Source organism: Pseudomonas sp. MM213, assembly GCF_020423045.1.
Lineage (GTDB): Bacteria > Pseudomonadota > Gammaproteobacteria > Pseudomonadales > Pseudomonadaceae > Aquipseudomonas > Aquipseudomonas migulae.
This window is the reverse complement of the sequence record NZ_CP081943.1, coordinates 1,565,090-1,579,549: the sequence shown is the minus strand read 5'-3', so window position 1 is coordinate 1,579,549 and position 14,460 is coordinate 1,565,090. Positions and strand designations below refer to the sequence as shown.

General features: G+C 54.2%; 20 protein-coding genes. 8 read left to right on the top strand and 12 right to left on the bottom strand.

Annotated elements, in window-relative coordinates:
• Nucleotides 1-28 precede the first annotated feature (28 nt).
• The 4 genes from K5R88_RS07060 to K5R88_RS07045 form a co-directional block, all read right to left on the bottom strand.
• Nucleotides 29-970 (bottom strand): RES domain-containing protein, encoded by a 942-nt coding sequence (locus tag K5R88_RS07060; RefSeq protein ID WP_226299528.1) that lies wholly within the window; start codon nucleotides 968-970, stop codon nucleotides 29-31.
• 205 nt (nucleotides 971-1,175) lie between these two features.
• Nucleotides 1,176-1,832 (bottom strand): DUF6988 family protein, encoded by a 657-nt coding sequence (locus tag K5R88_RS07055; protein ID WP_226299527.1) that lies wholly within the window; start codon nucleotides 1,830-1,832, stop codon nucleotides 1,176-1,178.
• A 201-nt stretch (nucleotides 1,833-2,033) separates the two neighbouring features.
• Nucleotides 2,034-2,417 (bottom strand): hypothetical protein, encoded by a 384-nt coding sequence (locus K5R88_RS07050; protein ID WP_226299526.1) that lies wholly within the window; start codon nucleotides 2,415-2,417, stop codon nucleotides 2,034-2,036.
• A 352-nt stretch (nucleotides 2,418-2,769) separates the two neighbouring features.
• The gene (locus K5R88_RS07045) at nucleotides 2,770-3,666 is read right to left on the bottom strand and encodes an SDR family NAD(P)-dependent oxidoreductase (protein WP_226299525.1); all 897 of its coding nucleotides are present in this window, start codon (nucleotides 3,664-3,666) and stop codon (nucleotides 2,770-2,772) included.
• Nucleotides 3,667-3,771: 105 nt separating this feature from the next.
• On the opposite strand from K5R88_RS07045, the gene K5R88_RS07040 reads away from it, so the two are divergent.
• A complete protein-coding gene (locus K5R88_RS07040) occupies nucleotides 3,772-4,641 on the top strand; it encodes a LysR family transcriptional regulator (RefSeq protein ID WP_226299524.1) in 870 nt (289 codons plus the stop codon).
• 108 nt (nucleotides 4,642-4,749) lie between these two features.
• On the opposite strand, the gene K5R88_RS07035 is transcribed toward K5R88_RS07040, so the two are convergent.
• From K5R88_RS07035 to K5R88_RS07010, 6 genes are all read right to left on the bottom strand, one after another.
• Nucleotides 4,750-5,274 carry a hypothetical protein gene (locus K5R88_RS07035; RefSeq protein WP_226299523.1) on the bottom strand — a complete coding sequence of 175 codons (525 nt, stop codon included), beginning with the start codon at nucleotides 5,272-5,274 and terminating at the stop codon, nucleotides 4,750-4,752.
• A 119-nt stretch (nucleotides 5,275-5,393) separates the two neighbouring features.
• On the bottom strand, nucleotides 5,394-5,666 hold the full coding sequence (locus K5R88_RS07030; protein ID WP_226299522.1) for a hypothetical protein: 273 nt from the start codon (nucleotides 5,664-5,666) through the stop codon (nucleotides 5,394-5,396).
• A gap of 272 nt (nucleotides 5,667-5,938) precedes the next feature.
• Nucleotides 5,939-6,121 carry a DUF1289 domain-containing protein gene (locus K5R88_RS07025; RefSeq protein ID WP_008033373.1) on the bottom strand — a complete coding sequence of 61 codons (183 nt, stop codon included), beginning with the start codon at nucleotides 6,119-6,121 and terminating at the stop codon, nucleotides 5,939-5,941.
• Between the two features lie 2 nt (nucleotides 6,122-6,123).
• On the bottom strand, nucleotides 6,124-6,480 hold the full coding sequence (locus tag K5R88_RS07020) for a hypothetical protein (protein ID WP_226299521.1): 357 nt from the start codon (nucleotides 6,478-6,480) through the stop codon (nucleotides 6,124-6,126).
• A gap of 39 nt (nucleotides 6,481-6,519) precedes the next feature.
• Nucleotides 6,520-7,434, bottom strand: a complete 915-nt coding sequence (gene dmeF, locus K5R88_RS07015) for a CDF family Co(II)/Ni(II) efflux transporter DmeF (protein WP_226299520.1) — start codon at nucleotides 7,432-7,434, stop codon at nucleotides 6,520-6,522.
• A gap of 16 nt (nucleotides 7,435-7,450) precedes the next feature.
• Entirely contained in the window at nucleotides 7,451-7,726 is a 276-nt protein-coding gene (locus tag K5R88_RS07010; RefSeq protein WP_008033367.1) for a metal/formaldehyde-sensitive transcriptional repressor, read from the bottom strand.
• Between the two features lie 215 nt (nucleotides 7,727-7,941).
• On the opposite strand from K5R88_RS07010, the gene K5R88_RS07005 reads away from it, so the two are divergent.
• From K5R88_RS07005 to K5R88_RS06990, 4 genes are all read left to right on the top strand, one after another.
• Nucleotides 7,942-8,283 (top strand): hypothetical protein, encoded by a 342-nt coding sequence (locus tag K5R88_RS07005; RefSeq protein WP_223449543.1) that lies wholly within the window; start codon nucleotides 7,942-7,944, stop codon nucleotides 8,281-8,283.
• A gap of 374 nt (nucleotides 8,284-8,657) precedes the next feature.
• Nucleotides 8,658-8,936 (top strand): DUF2790 domain-containing protein, encoded by a 279-nt coding sequence (locus K5R88_RS07000; RefSeq protein WP_008044187.1) that lies wholly within the window; start codon nucleotides 8,658-8,660, stop codon nucleotides 8,934-8,936.
• Nucleotides 8,937-9,174: 238 nt separating this feature from the next.
• Nucleotides 9,175-9,822, top strand: coding sequence for a hypothetical protein (locus K5R88_RS06995; protein ID WP_226299519.1), 648 nt, complete (start codon nucleotides 9,175-9,177; stop codon nucleotides 9,820-9,822).
• Between the two features lie 89 nt (nucleotides 9,823-9,911).
• Nucleotides 9,912-10,118 (top strand): co-regulatory protein PtrA N-terminal domain-containing protein, encoded by a 207-nt coding sequence (locus tag K5R88_RS06990; RefSeq protein ID WP_226299518.1) that lies wholly within the window; start codon nucleotides 9,912-9,914, stop codon nucleotides 10,116-10,118.
• A 113-nt stretch (nucleotides 10,119-10,231) separates the two neighbouring features.
• Here the strand turns inward: K5R88_RS06990 and K5R88_RS06985 are convergent, their stop codons facing one another.
• Nucleotides 10,232-10,558 (bottom strand): DMT family transporter, encoded by a 327-nt coding sequence (locus K5R88_RS06985; RefSeq protein WP_192415939.1) that lies wholly within the window; start codon nucleotides 10,556-10,558, stop codon nucleotides 10,232-10,234.
• Between the two features lie 67 nt (nucleotides 10,559-10,625).
• Nucleotides 10,626-11,627, bottom strand: coding sequence for an SLAC1 anion channel family protein (locus K5R88_RS06980; RefSeq protein WP_226299517.1), 1,002 nt, complete (start codon nucleotides 11,625-11,627; stop codon nucleotides 10,626-10,628).
• 115 nt (nucleotides 11,628-11,742) lie between these two features.
• Between K5R88_RS06980 and K5R88_RS06975 the strand changes: the two genes are divergently transcribed.
• The 3 genes from K5R88_RS06975 to K5R88_RS06965 all read left to right on the top strand — a co-directional run bounded on the left by K5R88_RS06975 (nucleotide 11,743) and on the right by K5R88_RS06965 (nucleotide 14,364).
• Entirely contained in the window at nucleotides 11,743-12,699 is a 957-nt protein-coding gene (locus tag K5R88_RS06975; protein ID WP_192229319.1) for a GlxA family transcriptional regulator, read from the top strand.
• A gap of 190 nt (nucleotides 12,700-12,889) precedes the next feature.
• Nucleotides 12,890-13,411: a sigma-70 family RNA polymerase sigma factor gene (locus K5R88_RS06970; protein WP_223449547.1), complete on the top strand. Its 522-nt coding sequence runs from the start codon at nucleotides 12,890-12,892 to the stop codon at nucleotides 13,409-13,411.
• Nucleotides 13,408-14,364 (top strand): FecR domain-containing protein, encoded by a 957-nt coding sequence (locus tag K5R88_RS06965; RefSeq protein ID WP_226299516.1) that lies wholly within the window; start codon nucleotides 13,408-13,410, stop codon nucleotides 14,362-14,364. Before K5R88_RS06970 ends, K5R88_RS06965 begins: the two co-directional genes overlap by 4 nt.
• The last annotated feature ends 96 nt before the right edge of the window (nucleotides 14,365-14,460 follow it).

Here is a 14,460-nt window from a genome sequence, read left to right as displayed (position 1 = left end):
TTGTTTATAGGATGTGCAGAACACAGGACTAGGGAATTAGTCTGGTTGTCGTGTTTATGGTAGTCCTCTGCTCTAAGGTAGAGCGGTCATTCGACGCGTAAATTCTCCGATGCTTTTTTATAAACTCTGCGAAACGTGCACCTGCTGCTTCAGCCTCTGCGTGATACTTATAGGTTCCATCTTCTTGCAGTAGAAAATAGCCTACAGGCATCTTTAACCCACTCTCTTTACCGTTGAACGCAAAAATCTCGAGCAACTCAAGCTTGTGCTGAGATTCGGGGCGGAAGCATACGTTCTCACCGCCTTGATAAACCGTAGATGGGTATGCCCAACCGTCAGGGCTAATATTTAAGATTGAGTTGGTAAATTCGCTACTGAAAAGGTAAGCGCCTTCCCCGGCAGCCAGTAGGTTCTGGTTAATAAACTTCCGAATGATGGAGAGTTTTTTCCTAGTATCCGACGGCAGGCTGGTATAGAACTTATTGCCCACCGTTGCCACAGTGAGTATTTCTTTGGATTGATAGGCCATCAGGAGTACATTGGACTGTGGCTCGACTCTAACCTCTGCAAATGTTGTAGGTATTTGGCCCTCTGAGGTATAGAGCAAACCTTGAGACGGCCGGTTGACACGACCGTGGTATTTAACGCGATCGTTGGGGGCCGCCCAGAACTCTGACTCTGGAAGGTCTTTGAACTCAGAATCCCAAATTCGCGCACGGTAGAAAATGCCGCCAGGAAAGTATTCCTTCTCCTGTGCAGCGATGGCGCCCGCTCTCACAGCCCCTGTTGAAATCATGATGACTTCTTTAATTCGAGCGTAGATGTCTTGGGAGTCTAAATTTTTATAGTTATCGTTAAATTTCTCGATTCTTCTTTTGAGTTCTTTGCTGCTGACATTGCGCAATAAAAACACTATGTGGGCTAGGTCTTCATTTGACGCGCGTTCGCTATCCATTTCTAACATCGACATTTAAAGCCTCTAGCTCTCTCGCGATCTGTATTATAGTTCCCCCAGAAACCTTGTTAATCAAGTAACTGGCTTTATACCTACTGGGGGGTAAGATAAGAAGGGCAAACCTAACATTTTAATATAACCTTCGGCTAGGAAAATTTCCTCTGAATTCAAGGCGTCAGCGGCTGGCCGCTTCTGGGCGAAAACTGACTGTCCTGAACGGTCAATGAGCCGGCTCGGCCGTACGCTTGTATGGTGGGTTATTCGCAGGGAAGCAATCTTGGAACTCCGTGTAGATGCCCACCATAGTTCCTGCCTCCTGCGGTACACCACTCAGGAACAGAAGTAGATTGCCTGCGATTCCGAGCAGACCATTCGAGTGCTGGATCTCTAATAAAACCAGCTCTGGTGGAAAACCCCTTCCGTGACGATTAACTGCATGGATACCTCCATGCACGTAGGAGTTCAAAGGTCCCCAAGAGTAGTGCTTAAACTCCTTTAGGAGAGCTACCGGAGCGTGCGGAGCTTTCACCTCAATCTCCTCCAACATTTGGCTGAGCATAGGAATTTTTCTTGCCTGCTTTGCCGTCTCTTGTGTGAGTTCAGCAAGCATCAAATCCACCTGATCATCCTTGGCTACATAAAGAACCCAAAGTGCGCGAACTAGTGATTCGTACTGTACTCGTAGTAGCGCAGCAGCAGAGGTGTACAGCCCTGCTGCTACCAGATGTTTCAGGCTCCGGGCGTGCTCAAATCCTAGACTAGCTAGCGCTTGGGTTGCCTGACGGCGGCTGGAAGCATCGACTAAAGGCAGGGCGAAAAAGCTGACAAGCCGGTCCTCAAGCATGGACGAACGTGCCAGTAATTTGTCGAAGTGCATACACATACCCAGGTCAGAGAAGAGTCATTTCAGCAGGTTTCTATCGGCACCGGGCAATGACCGAATCTGGCCGTTTTTTGCCTGTCGCGACCGATTGAATTCACAATCCAAAGCAGCCAGTCGCTGAAGCTTAGCTTGCGGAGCAGCAGAACGAGATCCCGGAGATCAAGAGGAATCGCTTGGACGACTTGTTATAGGCATTCACTTCGCACGAAAATGCCGAATAAGCTCACTTGCCTTTATGGATGCATAAAAAATTAAAACTGAACAAGCTATAGCAGCCACCGTCGGACCGACGGGGTTTATACCTACTGCGATTTGTATATATATAGATATAAACAAGATAAGGACTGCGTAGCTTATGGCGACCTTGTTAAATGTCGCCAAAAATAACGGAGCTATTGAAATTATAGCCGAGTGAGCTGCAGTCGTTAAAAGTATCTCCATGATCAGTCGAAGAGGAACGCCGCCAAATTGTGCTTGCGCAATTGCAATAAAGGGTTCGTACAAAAGCACCTGTAATGCCCCAACGACAGCCGCACTGATTCCAATAAAGGGCAAGGTTGTTTTTTTCGTAATGTTCATCGTACTTCCACTGACTCCTATAACTCCTATTAAGGACATCGTTGTTGCATAAAATCCCTTGCTACACGCTAAGACGTTACTTTTCTTAGATCCTATCATGGCAAATGCGGAACCGAGCAGAGAAAAACTCGATATGAAGCTGGCCAAATTGCCGAGCGTTCGCAGCCAATGAGTAGCGGGCTATGGACTTGCTGACAGGCTGTTGAGTGGCTACTTTTGGCCGATTGCTGCCTGTCGCGGAGGGCAGCAATCGACCCAAAGCAGTCGGTCGAAGCGTGTAGGATTAGGTCACCAAGTTGTCGCTCGTGGTGCGATCTTCAAAGGTCTGTGATGGAGAGCGCTTGTCTCGCGATCAAGAGACTGCGACTGAAATACCCGTCCGGGCAACAAGTGTTTCGGACGCGACCATGAACTGGCTGATATGCGTTTCAGTCATGCCCGTAGACGGAAGGATCGCTTGCCCTTTGTTGTTGAACATCGCGCCGCTGCGATCCTCGATCTCAGGGGCAACAAGTAGCGGGACGATTTTCTTTGCATACGTTTCGGCGGTGGGTGTCAGCAGCCCGATCAGGCCCTCCACGATGCTCGACTTTAGCGAGCCCTTGCCGAAAAAGTTATCGCGGATACTGGTTTTGATAAGGCCGGGATTCAGGCCAAAAACGCTCAAGTGCGGATAGCGTTTCACCGCATCCAAAACGAGCATTTCGTTGCCGGCCACAGTGTTCATATGCGCGGGCATGGCCTTGTAGGACCTTTCAGCATTGAGGTCGTCGAACGTCCCTATCTGGCCCGTACCGGGATACCCCACGACAATCACCCTTGGTTTGCTAGTAGTTTTGGGCCTGTCTGCACCCAACTTCGGTCCGACGCTGCGCAGGATGACCATACGGTTCAGATAACTGACTGCCAGATCGCGCTCAATGCCCTCTGCTGTTTCCTGACGTTGGGAGGCGGCAAAGATACCGGTGGTGAAGATGAGCAGGTCCAAGGATTCCGACGGCAGCAGCTTGGCAACCCGCAGAGCCTCACTCATCAGGCTTAGATCCGCCTGGAGAAATTCGATCCCCTGCGTGCCAGCATCGCGAAAGGTTTGCCCAACGACCAGGATGCGAGCGCCGCGAGAGGCGAGCAAGCGACTCAATGCCTGACCGATGCCACCGGTGCCACCGACGACGGCAACCCGCATCCCTTTGAGGTCAAGGTTCTCTGCATCGACATGGCGCCACGTCAGGCTGCTGTCACGCTTCATATGATGGCTCTCAAATAAATTGTTGGAAACGCATCATCCGCTTTATTGTTTTTGGGATAAATATGGTTTATTGGATTTTACTGATCCATTTATGGGGCAATAAGCGTGGATTTTCTGAATGATATGGCGCTGTTTGTCGAAGTCGTCAAAGCGAAAGGGTTTCGCGGGGCCTCCGAGGTAACTGGCATACCGAATTCCACCTTGTCACGGCGAATCAGTCAGCTGGAAAAGGCAATCGGGTTGCGGCTGCTGCATCGCACGACTCGCAAGGTCGAGTTGACTGAAGCCGGGCAGATCTACTTCGAACGGTGCAAGCGCATTGTCGAGGAGGCTCGGCTGGCGCATGAGCAGCTTGGAGAGATGGTGGCTCGACCGAGTGGGGTGCTACGAGTTTCTTTGCCTGTGGATTTTACCGTCACTTACCTGGCTCCTCTGCTCACAGAGTTCGCTGGTCTCTATCCAGGGATCACCTTTGATCTGGACCTCACACCTCGGCGAGTCGACCTGGTGAGCGAACCCTTCGACGTCGCAATCCGGATGGGGGAATCCGAAAGCTCGCAGCTGATCGCCCGACCTCTGGCCTCGCTAACGTCTTATTTGTATGCGTCGCCGCATTACCTGCAGGTTTCAGGCGTGCCGGGTTCACCTAGTGATCTTGAACGGCATCAGTGTCTGAACATTCAGAAGGCCGGGACGTGGGAGCTGAACGATGGTGTACGAACCATCTCGGTAGCGGTTGGAGGACGCTTCATGGTCAACAGCGTCGGTTTGATTCGACGGCTGGCGGCACTCGATCAGGGCATCGTGCTGATGCCCGAGGAAATCGTGGCTAATGAGCTAGGCAATGGTCAACTTTGCCGTGTCATGCCTCAATGGAAGGGAGCGCCGATGACTGTCTATGCCGTTACCGAGACTCGATTACTGCCTGCTAAGACTCAACTTTTTATCGATTTCCTTCGGGCGCGTCTGGGATGACCGCTCCAGTCATCACACGCTGCCTATAGGCGGATTCTGCTGTGCACTCAACCGACCGCTTCTGGCCGATTACTGCCCGTCGCGGAGTGCAGCGGACGACCCTAGGCGTCATCCTAGCGAAGTCACCAAGCGGGTTTCGATGCCCGTCACACTTTCGGCCGGTTCGTTGATAAGCATGACAGCATCGTCACCCTGGTTCAGATAGATCAGGTAGTCGCCGGTCTCGAAGGTAATCTTGAAAGCTACAAGCCGAGCCTCCTCGTCCAATCTTTTGTCCACGACTCCTTGAACCTCAGTGATGATCTTTCCTTCAAGCGAAAGGGCGGATAATTCAGAAAGCAGATTTTCTCTACGCCACGAACAGGCACTATCTGCGCCAAGCTCAAACGGCGCGGGGGGTGGCAGATCAGATAGCTCAGCACCGACACTTTCCCCATCAGCTAACAAGTACATCGAAACGGTCTGATGTTCGCCACACAGCCACACCAACGATCCTATGTCTTCCGGACACTTCTCATCGTTAAAGTAGTACTGGTCATGCAATAGCACGGAAAGTCGCTGACCCAGCAGCAAACGCGCCTTGTCTAAGTCGTGCTTCATCCTCTCGCGGGAGGCGGCATAGCGGTTAAACACTGGGTAGTATCTCGTTGGCTAGTGAGAAGAAGGCGCAGATCTTAGTCGGGCTGCTCGTTAAACGTCTGCTTATCGCCGATTTCTGTCTGTCAGAAGGGCTGCAAACGGGCCGTAGCGGACTAGCTGAATTGACGCTCATACAGCGTGACATGCAGAGGAAACAACTCACCATAGAGAGGATATGGAATACCGAAAATGTTCACTTCGATGCAAGGCGACGGGAACTCTTTGGAGTAATCCAGGATACTCAGGCCCGCACACGGAATTACCAGGCCCGCTTCGGTCTGAACAGAAAGATCCAGAGCGGTCTGATCGTGGTGGTTCGTGGAGCACTCGCTCTGGACGGCTGTGTACCCATCGGCAGATTCGAATTGGCCGAAAGCAACGCCCATGGGGGGATCTCCGTACTCGAGCGCGGAGTAGCCCACCAGAACCAACCCGCTATAAATTGAGAATCGCCTCATGAGACTGCCTGTTTTTGCCATGCATTAGACCCGAGAGCGGTATATCACTTGGCTAGTAGTTAAGCGAGGGCTAGCCTGTTGAATCCACAGCCGATTGCTGTCTATCAGTTGGTTCTCACAAGGGTCATTATGGGACAGACCACATTTTCTAAATGTGGTCTGTCCCTGAAATCCCAATTGCGGTCATCCAGCTCAAGCGACTATCCCTGTGCTTTCTTCAACCCTTTCAAACGCACATTCGCCCGTTGCACAGCGGCCATTTTTTCAGGCCGCTTCATGCGTTTCCACTTTCTGATGTCTTCCTTGCTCCGTCCACAACTCACACACAGATCGCCACTCAGTTGGCAAACCGAGATGCAGGGGTTTTCGATTTCTTTAGCCATCGTCAATAACCCTTGGCCAGGCGCTTCTGCCAATCGCCACCGTGAGTGCGCTGGCATTCTTCCTCGGAGTCAAAGCGGACATTGAGGTCTGAAGGGCTCAGATCGATGTTGGCCTCATTCAAGGCGATAGTCGTGAGCTCAAAGATGCGTGTCTTCGCGTTAACCTGGGCGAGCTTTTTGTCAGCGAGGGTTTCGAACACCCAGATCACCTTCAGGGTTTCAGCCAATGCGTTCAGGTCAGTGATGTGGGTGAGCCAGGTAAAACCCTTGATTTCACTTTTTGCTGTTTCGCACGCATCAGTGAGCGTGGCAATCAATCGGCGTTCGATCCGCGCCAGTTCACGTTTCCCTGGGGGCATTACGGTTTCCTTTGGAGGCAGTGGAGGGGAGGCGCTGAATCAGGCCGGTCGAAACTCGACCGTCAGATGGCTGACTTCATGAACCGGCTTCAGACGTTCACGAATGCTGTCGGCGTTCGCAGTGGCTTCACCAAGGACGCTGACGATGGCCGCATGCGCTTGCGGTCCAACTCGCCAGACGTGCAAGTCAGTGATGGTGGCATCCCCAGGTTTCTCAACCCGTTCACGGATTTCCTCGGCAACGTGTGCGTCTGTCTGATCCAGCAGTACACCTGCGGTGACCCCCATCAAGATCCACGCCCAACGCGCGATAACGATAGCGCCGACAATGCCCATGACCGGGTCCAGCCACACCCAACCGAGATACCGGCCGGCGAGCAGTGCAGCAATGGCCAGAACCGAAGTCAGCGCGTCTGCGATGACGTGGACGTAGGCCGATTTCAGGTTGTTGTCGTTCCCATGATGGTCATGATCGTGATCGTGATCGTGCCCATGACTGTGCCCGTGACCCAGCAGCAGAGCGCTGACTATGTTGACGATCAAGCCGGCAATCGCGATGAGCGTCGCGGTGCCGAACTGAACTTCCGTTGGCTGCAAGAGACGTATGACGGACTCAACGCCAATTCCCAGGGAGACCATACCGAGAATCAGCGCCGAGGCGAACCCGCCCAAGTCTCCAACCTTTCCGGTACCGAAACTGTAGCGCTGGCTGAAAGCGTGGCGTTTTGCGTAACCATAAGCCGCCGCCGCGATGCCCAATGCGCCGGCATGGGTTGCCATGTGAAAGCCATCGGCCAGCAACGCCATCGAGCCCGTCATATACCCGGCGGTGATCTCACCGACCATCATCACAACGGTCAGTATCACAACCCAAAGCGTACGCTTGGCGTTTTCGTCGTGTGCTGAGCCAAGGAACATGTGGTCGTGTGTGTAGTTGATGTTGGAGCTGCTCATGAGTGTGTACCTGCGTTCACTTGGAGTAACGGCGAATGGCTTCAAGAAGTTCTTCGACGCCCTTGTTTCGCTCCTCTTCGCTGAGAGCAGGGTTCGCGACATGCTCCCGCGCGTGGTCCTCGATGATTTCTTCCATCAAGCCGTTGATGGCTCCGCGGGTGGCGGCAACAAGGTGCAGTGTTTTGGCACAATCGAGATCCGATTCCAATGCCCGTTCAACGGCTTGGATTTGCCCGGCGATACGTTTTACGCGTTTGAGAAGATCGCCTTTGTTTGCTGCAATATGGCCCATGGGATACCCCCCCTGCCTATGTATTGCGCATGATAGGCATACCCCCTATACCTATGCAATGTCAGGGGCGGAGAGGGCATCTATAACCCCTGGCAGGAATTTGCGAGGGGGCAATCGAGAGGACCTGGAATGAGCGCTTCTGGCTGATTGTTGCCGTTCACCATCGACACTGATGCTCGCCAGCTGCCCCCTTGGACTCGAGCAATGGATATCGCTTGGATGAATGGCAGTTCCTCAGCCTGCGGGACGTCTGGAAATCAGCTGTACTTAAAATCCGACATCGAGTTCCTGGAGATCAGATTATGAGAAAGCACAGGACGTTTGGTTGGGTAGCGATGATTTTTCTTCTGGTGGCGAACGGGGCAGCTTGGGCGGCCACCGAACGAGCCGAGACGCGTCGTTCCGCGCGCGATGTCAGGCAGGAAACGCGCCAGGGTGCGCGTGAGACGAAACAGGATTGTCGAGCAGCCGATGCCCAGAGCAATCCCGGTTGCCGACAAGACAAGCGACAAACGAAGCAGGAAGGACGTCAAAAAGCCCGGGATATCAAGTACTGAACCTGGACGCTCGAACGGCGGAAACTGGCCGATTTCGGCCAGTCATGGACGGCAGAAATCGGCCAATACCCGATATTTCTCACCCTGGCTCGCAGACGTTTTCGGTCCATGTGCCGTCACAGCCAGCACGTGAAATCTCGCTCGAAAATCCGTCATAACATGTTATGACCTCACTCAAAAATGCCGTTTGGCCCAACAAATACGGCGTTTAATGGACGAATGGTCGTAAGGCGTCAAGCGCGGGGAATTGCTAGGGGCCTGAAGCCACTACAGGCGACTCAGATCGGCGCGTTCGTCGCGGTGAAGTGAACTTCACTTTGATCACGTGTCACATTAAGTCCTCGTTAAGAGAACTTCAGTGGAGGTACAGCCTTATGAACATGGCCACAATTGTCAGTGCCGTGATTTCCAGTCTCGCGCCAACTGTCTTCGACCAGAACGGCCTGCAAGAACCCGGCGCGCATGTCTCAGCCGTCGATTACCACTACGGAATGGAAATCGATGTGAAGCGGGTATTGCAGCGCACTGATACATCCAACAAGACAGGCGTGGTACCGGTGACCCTGGTCTATGAAGACAGCCTGGGTGAGGTTCACAAGATCCGTTTCCTCGAATGGGGCGCAAGCCCAGCCAATCCCGCCAGCATTGCCTGATCCGCTCGCCGATAGGGTTCTGGATCTCGCCGACCCCAGAAGCGGAAGTTAAACCTCATATGCACTAAGTACGGATGATTAAAAGTTCATTCGCGAAAATCACTATTATCCTGGCAGCGTAACACTGCGAGATTATTTAATAATAATTGTTGGATCCTAATTACAATCAGCAACGGCAAACTCCAATCAAGCTGTGCCGAGAGCTATGTTGATTCACTATTGAAGTCAAGAGGTAACCATGGAACTTAGTATGATTTCTTCGTCCACCGTGGAATATTTTCGTTTGGGCGTTGTATATTTCCATCTTATCGCCTGCTGTGTTGCAATCGGTCTTGTCTTGACCAGTGACGTTGCAATGGTCAAGCAACTCCTGAAAGGGGACGTGTCGGGTCACCATGATGACGCACATATGGAAAGCCTTCAAAAAACCGTCGTACTTGCACTTGTAGCTCTTTGGATTACGGGCATTGGCATTATCGGGATCGATTATGCCGGCAAGGGGATGGAGTATTTCCAGAATCCAAAGTTGCAAGCAAAAATCGGGATCGTTGTACTGCTGACATTTAACGGCTTCCTGTTGCATAGCGCTGTATTGCCGGCGCTGAAAAAAGCCGGTTCGTTACTTGAACTTTCCTTCAGCCTTCGCATGCTGGCGCTGTTCTCGGGGGCGCTCTCTGGCGTGTCGTGGTTCTATGCCGCCATGTTGGGTGTTGGTCGTCCGCTGGCCTGGAAATACTCGCTGATCGAGTTGCTGGCAGCCTATCCGGTTCTCATCGTCGGTGGATTCGCAATGATGGTAATGCTCACCGCCTGGGCAAAAAGCAGAGATGCCGACGGGCGTATGGAGCAAGGCACCTGGACGCAACAAAACGCCGCCCTGGCTTAATGCTAAAGCCAGGTTGAATGAGCAAGTAATGCTTTAGCAAATAACTACCACTGTTATCTATTAATAAACTCTCACTTGAGGAAACCCAAATGAAATCCATAAAAGTTCTTTTCGTCGCCGCCGCTCTGACCGCTTCCACTCTGGCTATGGCCACAGGTGGCGGTGATCGGACCTTCACACGCATGGAGTCGGCCCGGAAAGTCTCGATGGAAGCCTTCCAGGTTGCACAGAAACAGAAGGCTGAAGCCGCTGTTGCCGAAAGCAAAGCCAAGGCGACCGATCGCACCAACGGCTGATCTGTGTAGGGTCATTAGGGGACAGACCACATTTTCTAGATGTGGTCTGCCCCTGAAATCCCTGAAATCCTCTCTGGCTTGACCCCAAAAAACACTCTGAAGTACTTGCTCGTTCAAGCTGCCCAGCGTAGTCCCGCGACACTCAGCAGGATCAATCCGATCCAGACCATTCGCCAGAGTGAAACCCCATCACCCAACCAGTACATGCCGACAATGGCTGTGCCGGCGGCGCCGATGCCGGTCCAGACTGCATAGGCGGTACCGACTGGCAGAACGCGCAACGCCATCGTCAACAGGCACAAACTGCCGGCCAACACGATGACGGTACCGGCCAACACGGCGGGCCGTTCAAAGCCGTTTGCAGATTTCAAACCGACCGCAAAGGCGATTTCCAGTAGTCCGGCAACGATCAGCATTAACCACGAAGTGCTGTGTGTCATTCGATGAAACCTGTAGGGGCAAAAAAAGAAGCGAGCCGGTGAAGGCTCGCCAAAGGGAGGTAAAACGTCAGTTGGCCAACAGTTTGCCGCTGAACAGGCTGATCAGGGTTTTCACCAACAGCACGGCCAGTGCCACGGTGAGGAACAGCAGGATCGCCGCAGCGATGACCATCAGCAGAGCGTTGTCCTGGGCATGTGCATATTTCAGCGCCGCATTGCTCAAGGCCGCGATAGGAAAGCTGATAGCCCACCACGAAGGGGCAAAGGGCACATCGCGACGGAACACTTTGAAGCTCAGCACCACGAACAGGAACAGGCCGAAGTAGAACAACACACTGGCAAACCGGTCGATTTCGCCGAACACGTTGGTGTACGCCAGGAAACCTACCTCGAAGGGTGCAATCAGGACCATCAACGAAGGCACCATGCCTTTGGCCAAAGCGGCCTCATGCACCAGTCGCGAAAAGATCCGGGTGAAGAAAACCAATGCCAGCACCGCACCCACGGCGAGGGCAAACAGGTTGAACTCCGCAGCCCAAACCATGGGCATGTGCGCACCGGTTACCGCGATGTCGAGGGTGGCAACACCAGGGATCAGCCAGGCAGGCACGGCATTCACCGAATCCTGATTGCCCGACAACAGACGCGAAACCACCAGGCCTGCGAGCAACACCGTGAGCGCGCTGCCCAGTATCCACAGAGCCTCTGCGAGCCACTGGCTATGGGGCGCAGCGACTGCCGAAAGCAGCAACAGGGCAATGGTGACGGTGCCAAAAAAGTTGCTGGCAATCGGATGGTTGAACTCGGCCTTTACTGCTTCAGGGTGTTTCACCCATTTGCTCAGGTAACCCAGGGTCAGCAGCACGAATACCAGGCCGGCCAGTGCGCCAATCGCTTCTCCCAATGCGCCGCCGACGCCGAAATATTGGCCACTCAAACGCCAGGCCAGTCCCAGGCCAGCCAGACCCATGACTGAACCGAACAGGTTGATGGGCAGGTTTTTGATCGACGTCGTACTGCTTGATACCGATTGTGCAGCTGCGACGGAGGAAGTGTATGCAGTGTTCATGGCGGTCTCCCGTTTGACTGAATTTGCTGTTGGAGCTATTTTCAGCCGAAAAGACCATGGCTGAAATAGTCACATAACGACGTATTCAGCCAATGATTCGACGAGGACAGACATCATGCGCATAACTCTCCTGGCGTTCCCCCGCGTGCAGCTTCTGGATGTCATCGGCCCGGCAGACGTCTTTGCTGAAGCGGCAAAGCAGCTCGGCAATCCGCGCGCCTATCGGGTGGAAGTCATCGGTACCGACAAGGGGATGATCAAAGGTTCAAGCGGATTGAAGCTGGGCATCGACGAGACCTTCGATACCTATAAAGGCAAGATCGATACGTTGCTCGTGGCCGGAAGCCCACACATCGATGAAATTGCGCTCGACCCTGCACTGCAAGAGTGGCTGCGCCGACAGGCGAAATCCGTGCGCCGTATCGGCTCGGTCTGCAGCGGTGCTTTCTTGCTCGCCGCCGCTGGCCTGCTGGACGGACGCCGAGTTACCACTCACTGGAATTCCAGCGCAAAACTCGCCAAGGAGCACCCGCAAACGCAGGTCGAACCCGACAGCATCTTCATCAAGGACGGCAACATCTACACCTCGGCGGGTGTCACGGCCGGCATGGACCTGGCCCTGGCGCTGGTCGAAGAGGATCACGGCAGAGAACTGGCGCTGAGCGTTGCCCGTGAAATGGTGATGTTCTTCAAGCGGCCTGGCGGACAGTCGCAGTTCAGCGCGCAACTGGCAGCGCAAACCGCAGAACGCAGCGTAATCAGAGACGTGCAGGATTATGTTTTGGAGCACCTGAAGGCTGACTTGAGCGTGCCCACCCTGGCTGCCCGCGCCGGGATGAGCGAGCGCAACTTCGCCCGTACCTTTAAATCCGAAGCGAATTCGACCCCGGCCGAATTTGTCGAGCTGGCGCGCATTGATGCGGCCAGGCGGCTAATCGAAGGCTCGGACGTATCACTCAAGCGCTTGGCCGATACCGTCGGCTATGCCAATACGGACGGGTTCAGAAGGGCATTTATGCGACGCCTCGGAGTGGGGCCGAGCGATTATCGCAAGCGGTTTTCATCCGTGTGATGCAGAGGTAGGCGTCAGCGACATTGATCAAGCGACTGCATAAACATTCTGATAGTCGCCTGCATGTATTCTTTGATGGGCTTGATGCATCTGCCTGGCGTCGCGCCTGTCAGCCAATGTGGCTATTGCAAATCACCCATTGCACACATGACAATGCGAGTCATTATCACTCGCGAATTATTCCATCGTCATGTCCGCCAACGATTTATCCCTGCGTAGCGCCGTCAATGATCTGTATTGCGACCATCACGGTTGGCTCAATGGCTGGCTGCGCAAGCGCCTGGGCAATGCGTTCGATGCGGCAGACCTGACGCAGGACACCTTCGTCCGGGTCCTCAAGGCGCGTAACGCACTCGATATTCGCGAGCCGCGACCTTACCTGTCGATGATCGCCAAGGGTTTGCTGATCGATCTGTTCCGCAGGCGGTCATTGGAACAGTCCTATCTGGAAGCCTTGGCGGCCATGCCCGAATGGCAGCAGCCTTCGTTGGAGGAGCAGGCGATCCTGTTGCAAGCCCTGATGGAGATCGACCGCCTGCTGCAAGGATTGGGGACGAAGGTCAAACAGACGTTCATCCTGTCTCAGTTCGACGGCTTGACCTACCCGCAGATTGCCGAGCGCTTGAATATCAGCTCTCGCACGGTCAACAACTACATGGCCAAAGCCATGGAGCATTGCTGCCTGATGCAGATTCAGTTGCAACTGGCATGAGCCTTTCGCCCGCTGAGTTGAAGGCAATCAGCGTTGCCGCCCAGTGGTACGCCCGACTTCGGTCGGGTGTCGCCACCGATTCGGACCTGGCCGCCTGGAACGACTGGCTGGTCGCCGACCCTGCCCATCGACAAGCCTGGCAACGCATGGCGGACGTCGGCGAGCAGATGGCCAGTGTGCCGGGTGCCCTGGCATTGCCAGCGTTGCGTGGTGCTGATCGATCCCGGCGTCAGGTGTTGCGCAGTGTGCTGGTGCTTGCCTCCGCCAGTTCACTGGGCTGGCTGGGCTGGCGCAGTGAAACCTCGAAGAACCTGTTCGCCGATTTTCGCACCGCCGTGGGTGAGCGCCGTGAGTTCCGGTTGGCGGATGGCAGTTCGTTGCTGCTCAATACCGACACCTCAGTCAATCTTCGTTTTGACGGTCGTCAGCGTGTGCTCGAACTGTTGCGTGGCGAGATCCTTGTGACGACCGCTGTCGATCCCTTGCAGCGACCCTTCAAGGTGCTCACCCGTCATGCAGAGGTGCTGGCGCTCGGGACGCGTTTTATCGTCCGGTCCCTTGAACAGGGCGGCGGGGTGGCGGTGATCGAGAAGGCCGTAGAGGTCCGTTCGGCTGGCGGTGGCTCGACGGTGCGTCTGGAGGGCGGCCAGTCCCTGGACTTCGATGGTCACTCGGTGGGGGCGGTACGGCGCAACGACGCAGCGGTCGGCGCCTGGCAAACGGGCAGCATCATTGCCATCAATCGTCCCTTGGCCGAGTTGCTGGCCGACCTTTCGCGCTATCGCACAGGTGTGTTGCGCTGTGATCCGCGTATCGCCCAACTGAAGGTGTCCGGCGCTTTCCCCATTGATAACACCGACCTGGCGCTGGCTGCGCTGGAGAGTGGTTTCTCGCTGCGGATCACCCGGTTCAGTCGATATTGGGTCGACGTGTCGCGTGGTGATTTGCTCTGAATGTGGGCTTGCTCGCGATAGATCTGAAAATAATTTTTTCGGCCTTTGCACTTTTCATACACATCGTTCGGCTCATCCCTCAGTGAGTTTTTATTG

What these genes read in the sequence shown, in the direction of transcription:
- K5R88_RS07060 (WP_226299528.1), bottom strand. Translation starts at nt 970, where the DNA reads ATGTCGATGTTAGAAATGGATAGCGAACGCGCGTCAAATGAAGACCTA.
- K5R88_RS07055 (WP_226299527.1), bottom strand. Translation starts at nt 1,832, where the DNA reads ATGCACTTCGACAAATTACTGGCACGTTCGTCCATGCTTGAGGACCGG.
- K5R88_RS07050 (WP_226299526.1), bottom strand. Translation starts at nt 2,417, where the DNA reads ATGAACATTACGAAAAAAACAACCTTGCCCTTTATTGGAATCAGTGCG.
- K5R88_RS07045 (WP_226299525.1), bottom strand. Translation starts at nt 3,666, where the DNA reads ATGAAGCGTGACAGCAGCCTGACGTGGCGCCATGTCGATGCAGAGAAC.
- K5R88_RS07030 (WP_226299522.1), bottom strand. Translation starts at nt 5,666, where the DNA reads ATGGGCGTTGCTTTCGGCCAATTCGAATCTGCCGATGGGTACACAGCC.
- K5R88_RS07025 (WP_008033373.1), bottom strand. Translation starts at nt 6,121, where the DNA reads ATGGCTAAAGAAATCGAAAACCCCTGCATCTCGGTTTGCCAACTGAGT.
- K5R88_RS07020 (WP_226299521.1), bottom strand. Translation starts at nt 6,480, where the DNA reads ATGCCCCCAGGGAAACGTGAACTGGCGCGGATCGAACGCCGATTGATT.
- dmeF (WP_226299520.1), bottom strand. Translation starts at nt 7,434, where the DNA reads ATGAGCAGCTCCAACATCAACTACACACACGACCACATGTTCCTTGGC.
- K5R88_RS07010 (WP_008033367.1), bottom strand. Translation starts at nt 7,726, where the DNA reads ATGGGCCATATTGCAGCAAACAAAGGCGATCTTCTCAAACGCGTAAAA.
- K5R88_RS07000 (WP_008044187.1), top strand. Translation starts at nt 8,658, where the DNA reads ATGAACATGGCCACAATTGTCAGTGCCGTGATTTCCAGTCTCGCGCCA.
- K5R88_RS06995 (WP_226299519.1), top strand. Translation starts at nt 9,175, where the DNA reads ATGGAACTTAGTATGATTTCTTCGTCCACCGTGGAATATTTTCGTTTG.
- K5R88_RS06990 (WP_226299518.1), top strand. Translation starts at nt 9,912, where the DNA reads ATGAAATCCATAAAAGTTCTTTTCGTCGCCGCCGCTCTGACCGCTTCC.
- K5R88_RS06985 (WP_192415939.1), bottom strand. Translation starts at nt 10,558, where the DNA reads ATGACACACAGCACTTCGTGGTTAATGCTGATCGTTGCCGGACTACTG.
- K5R88_RS06980 (WP_226299517.1), bottom strand. Translation starts at nt 11,627, where the DNA reads ATGAACACTGCATACACTTCCTCCGTCGCAGCTGCACAATCGGTATCA.
- K5R88_RS06975 (WP_192229319.1), top strand. Translation starts at nt 11,743, where the DNA reads ATGCGCATAACTCTCCTGGCGTTCCCCCGCGTGCAGCTTCTGGATGTC.
- K5R88_RS06970 (WP_223449547.1), top strand. Translation starts at nt 12,890, where the DNA reads ATGTCCGCCAACGATTTATCCCTGCGTAGCGCCGTCAATGATCTGTAT.
- K5R88_RS06965 (WP_226299516.1), top strand. Translation starts at nt 13,408, where the DNA reads ATGAGCCTTTCGCCCGCTGAGTTGAAGGCAATCAGCGTTGCCGCCCAG.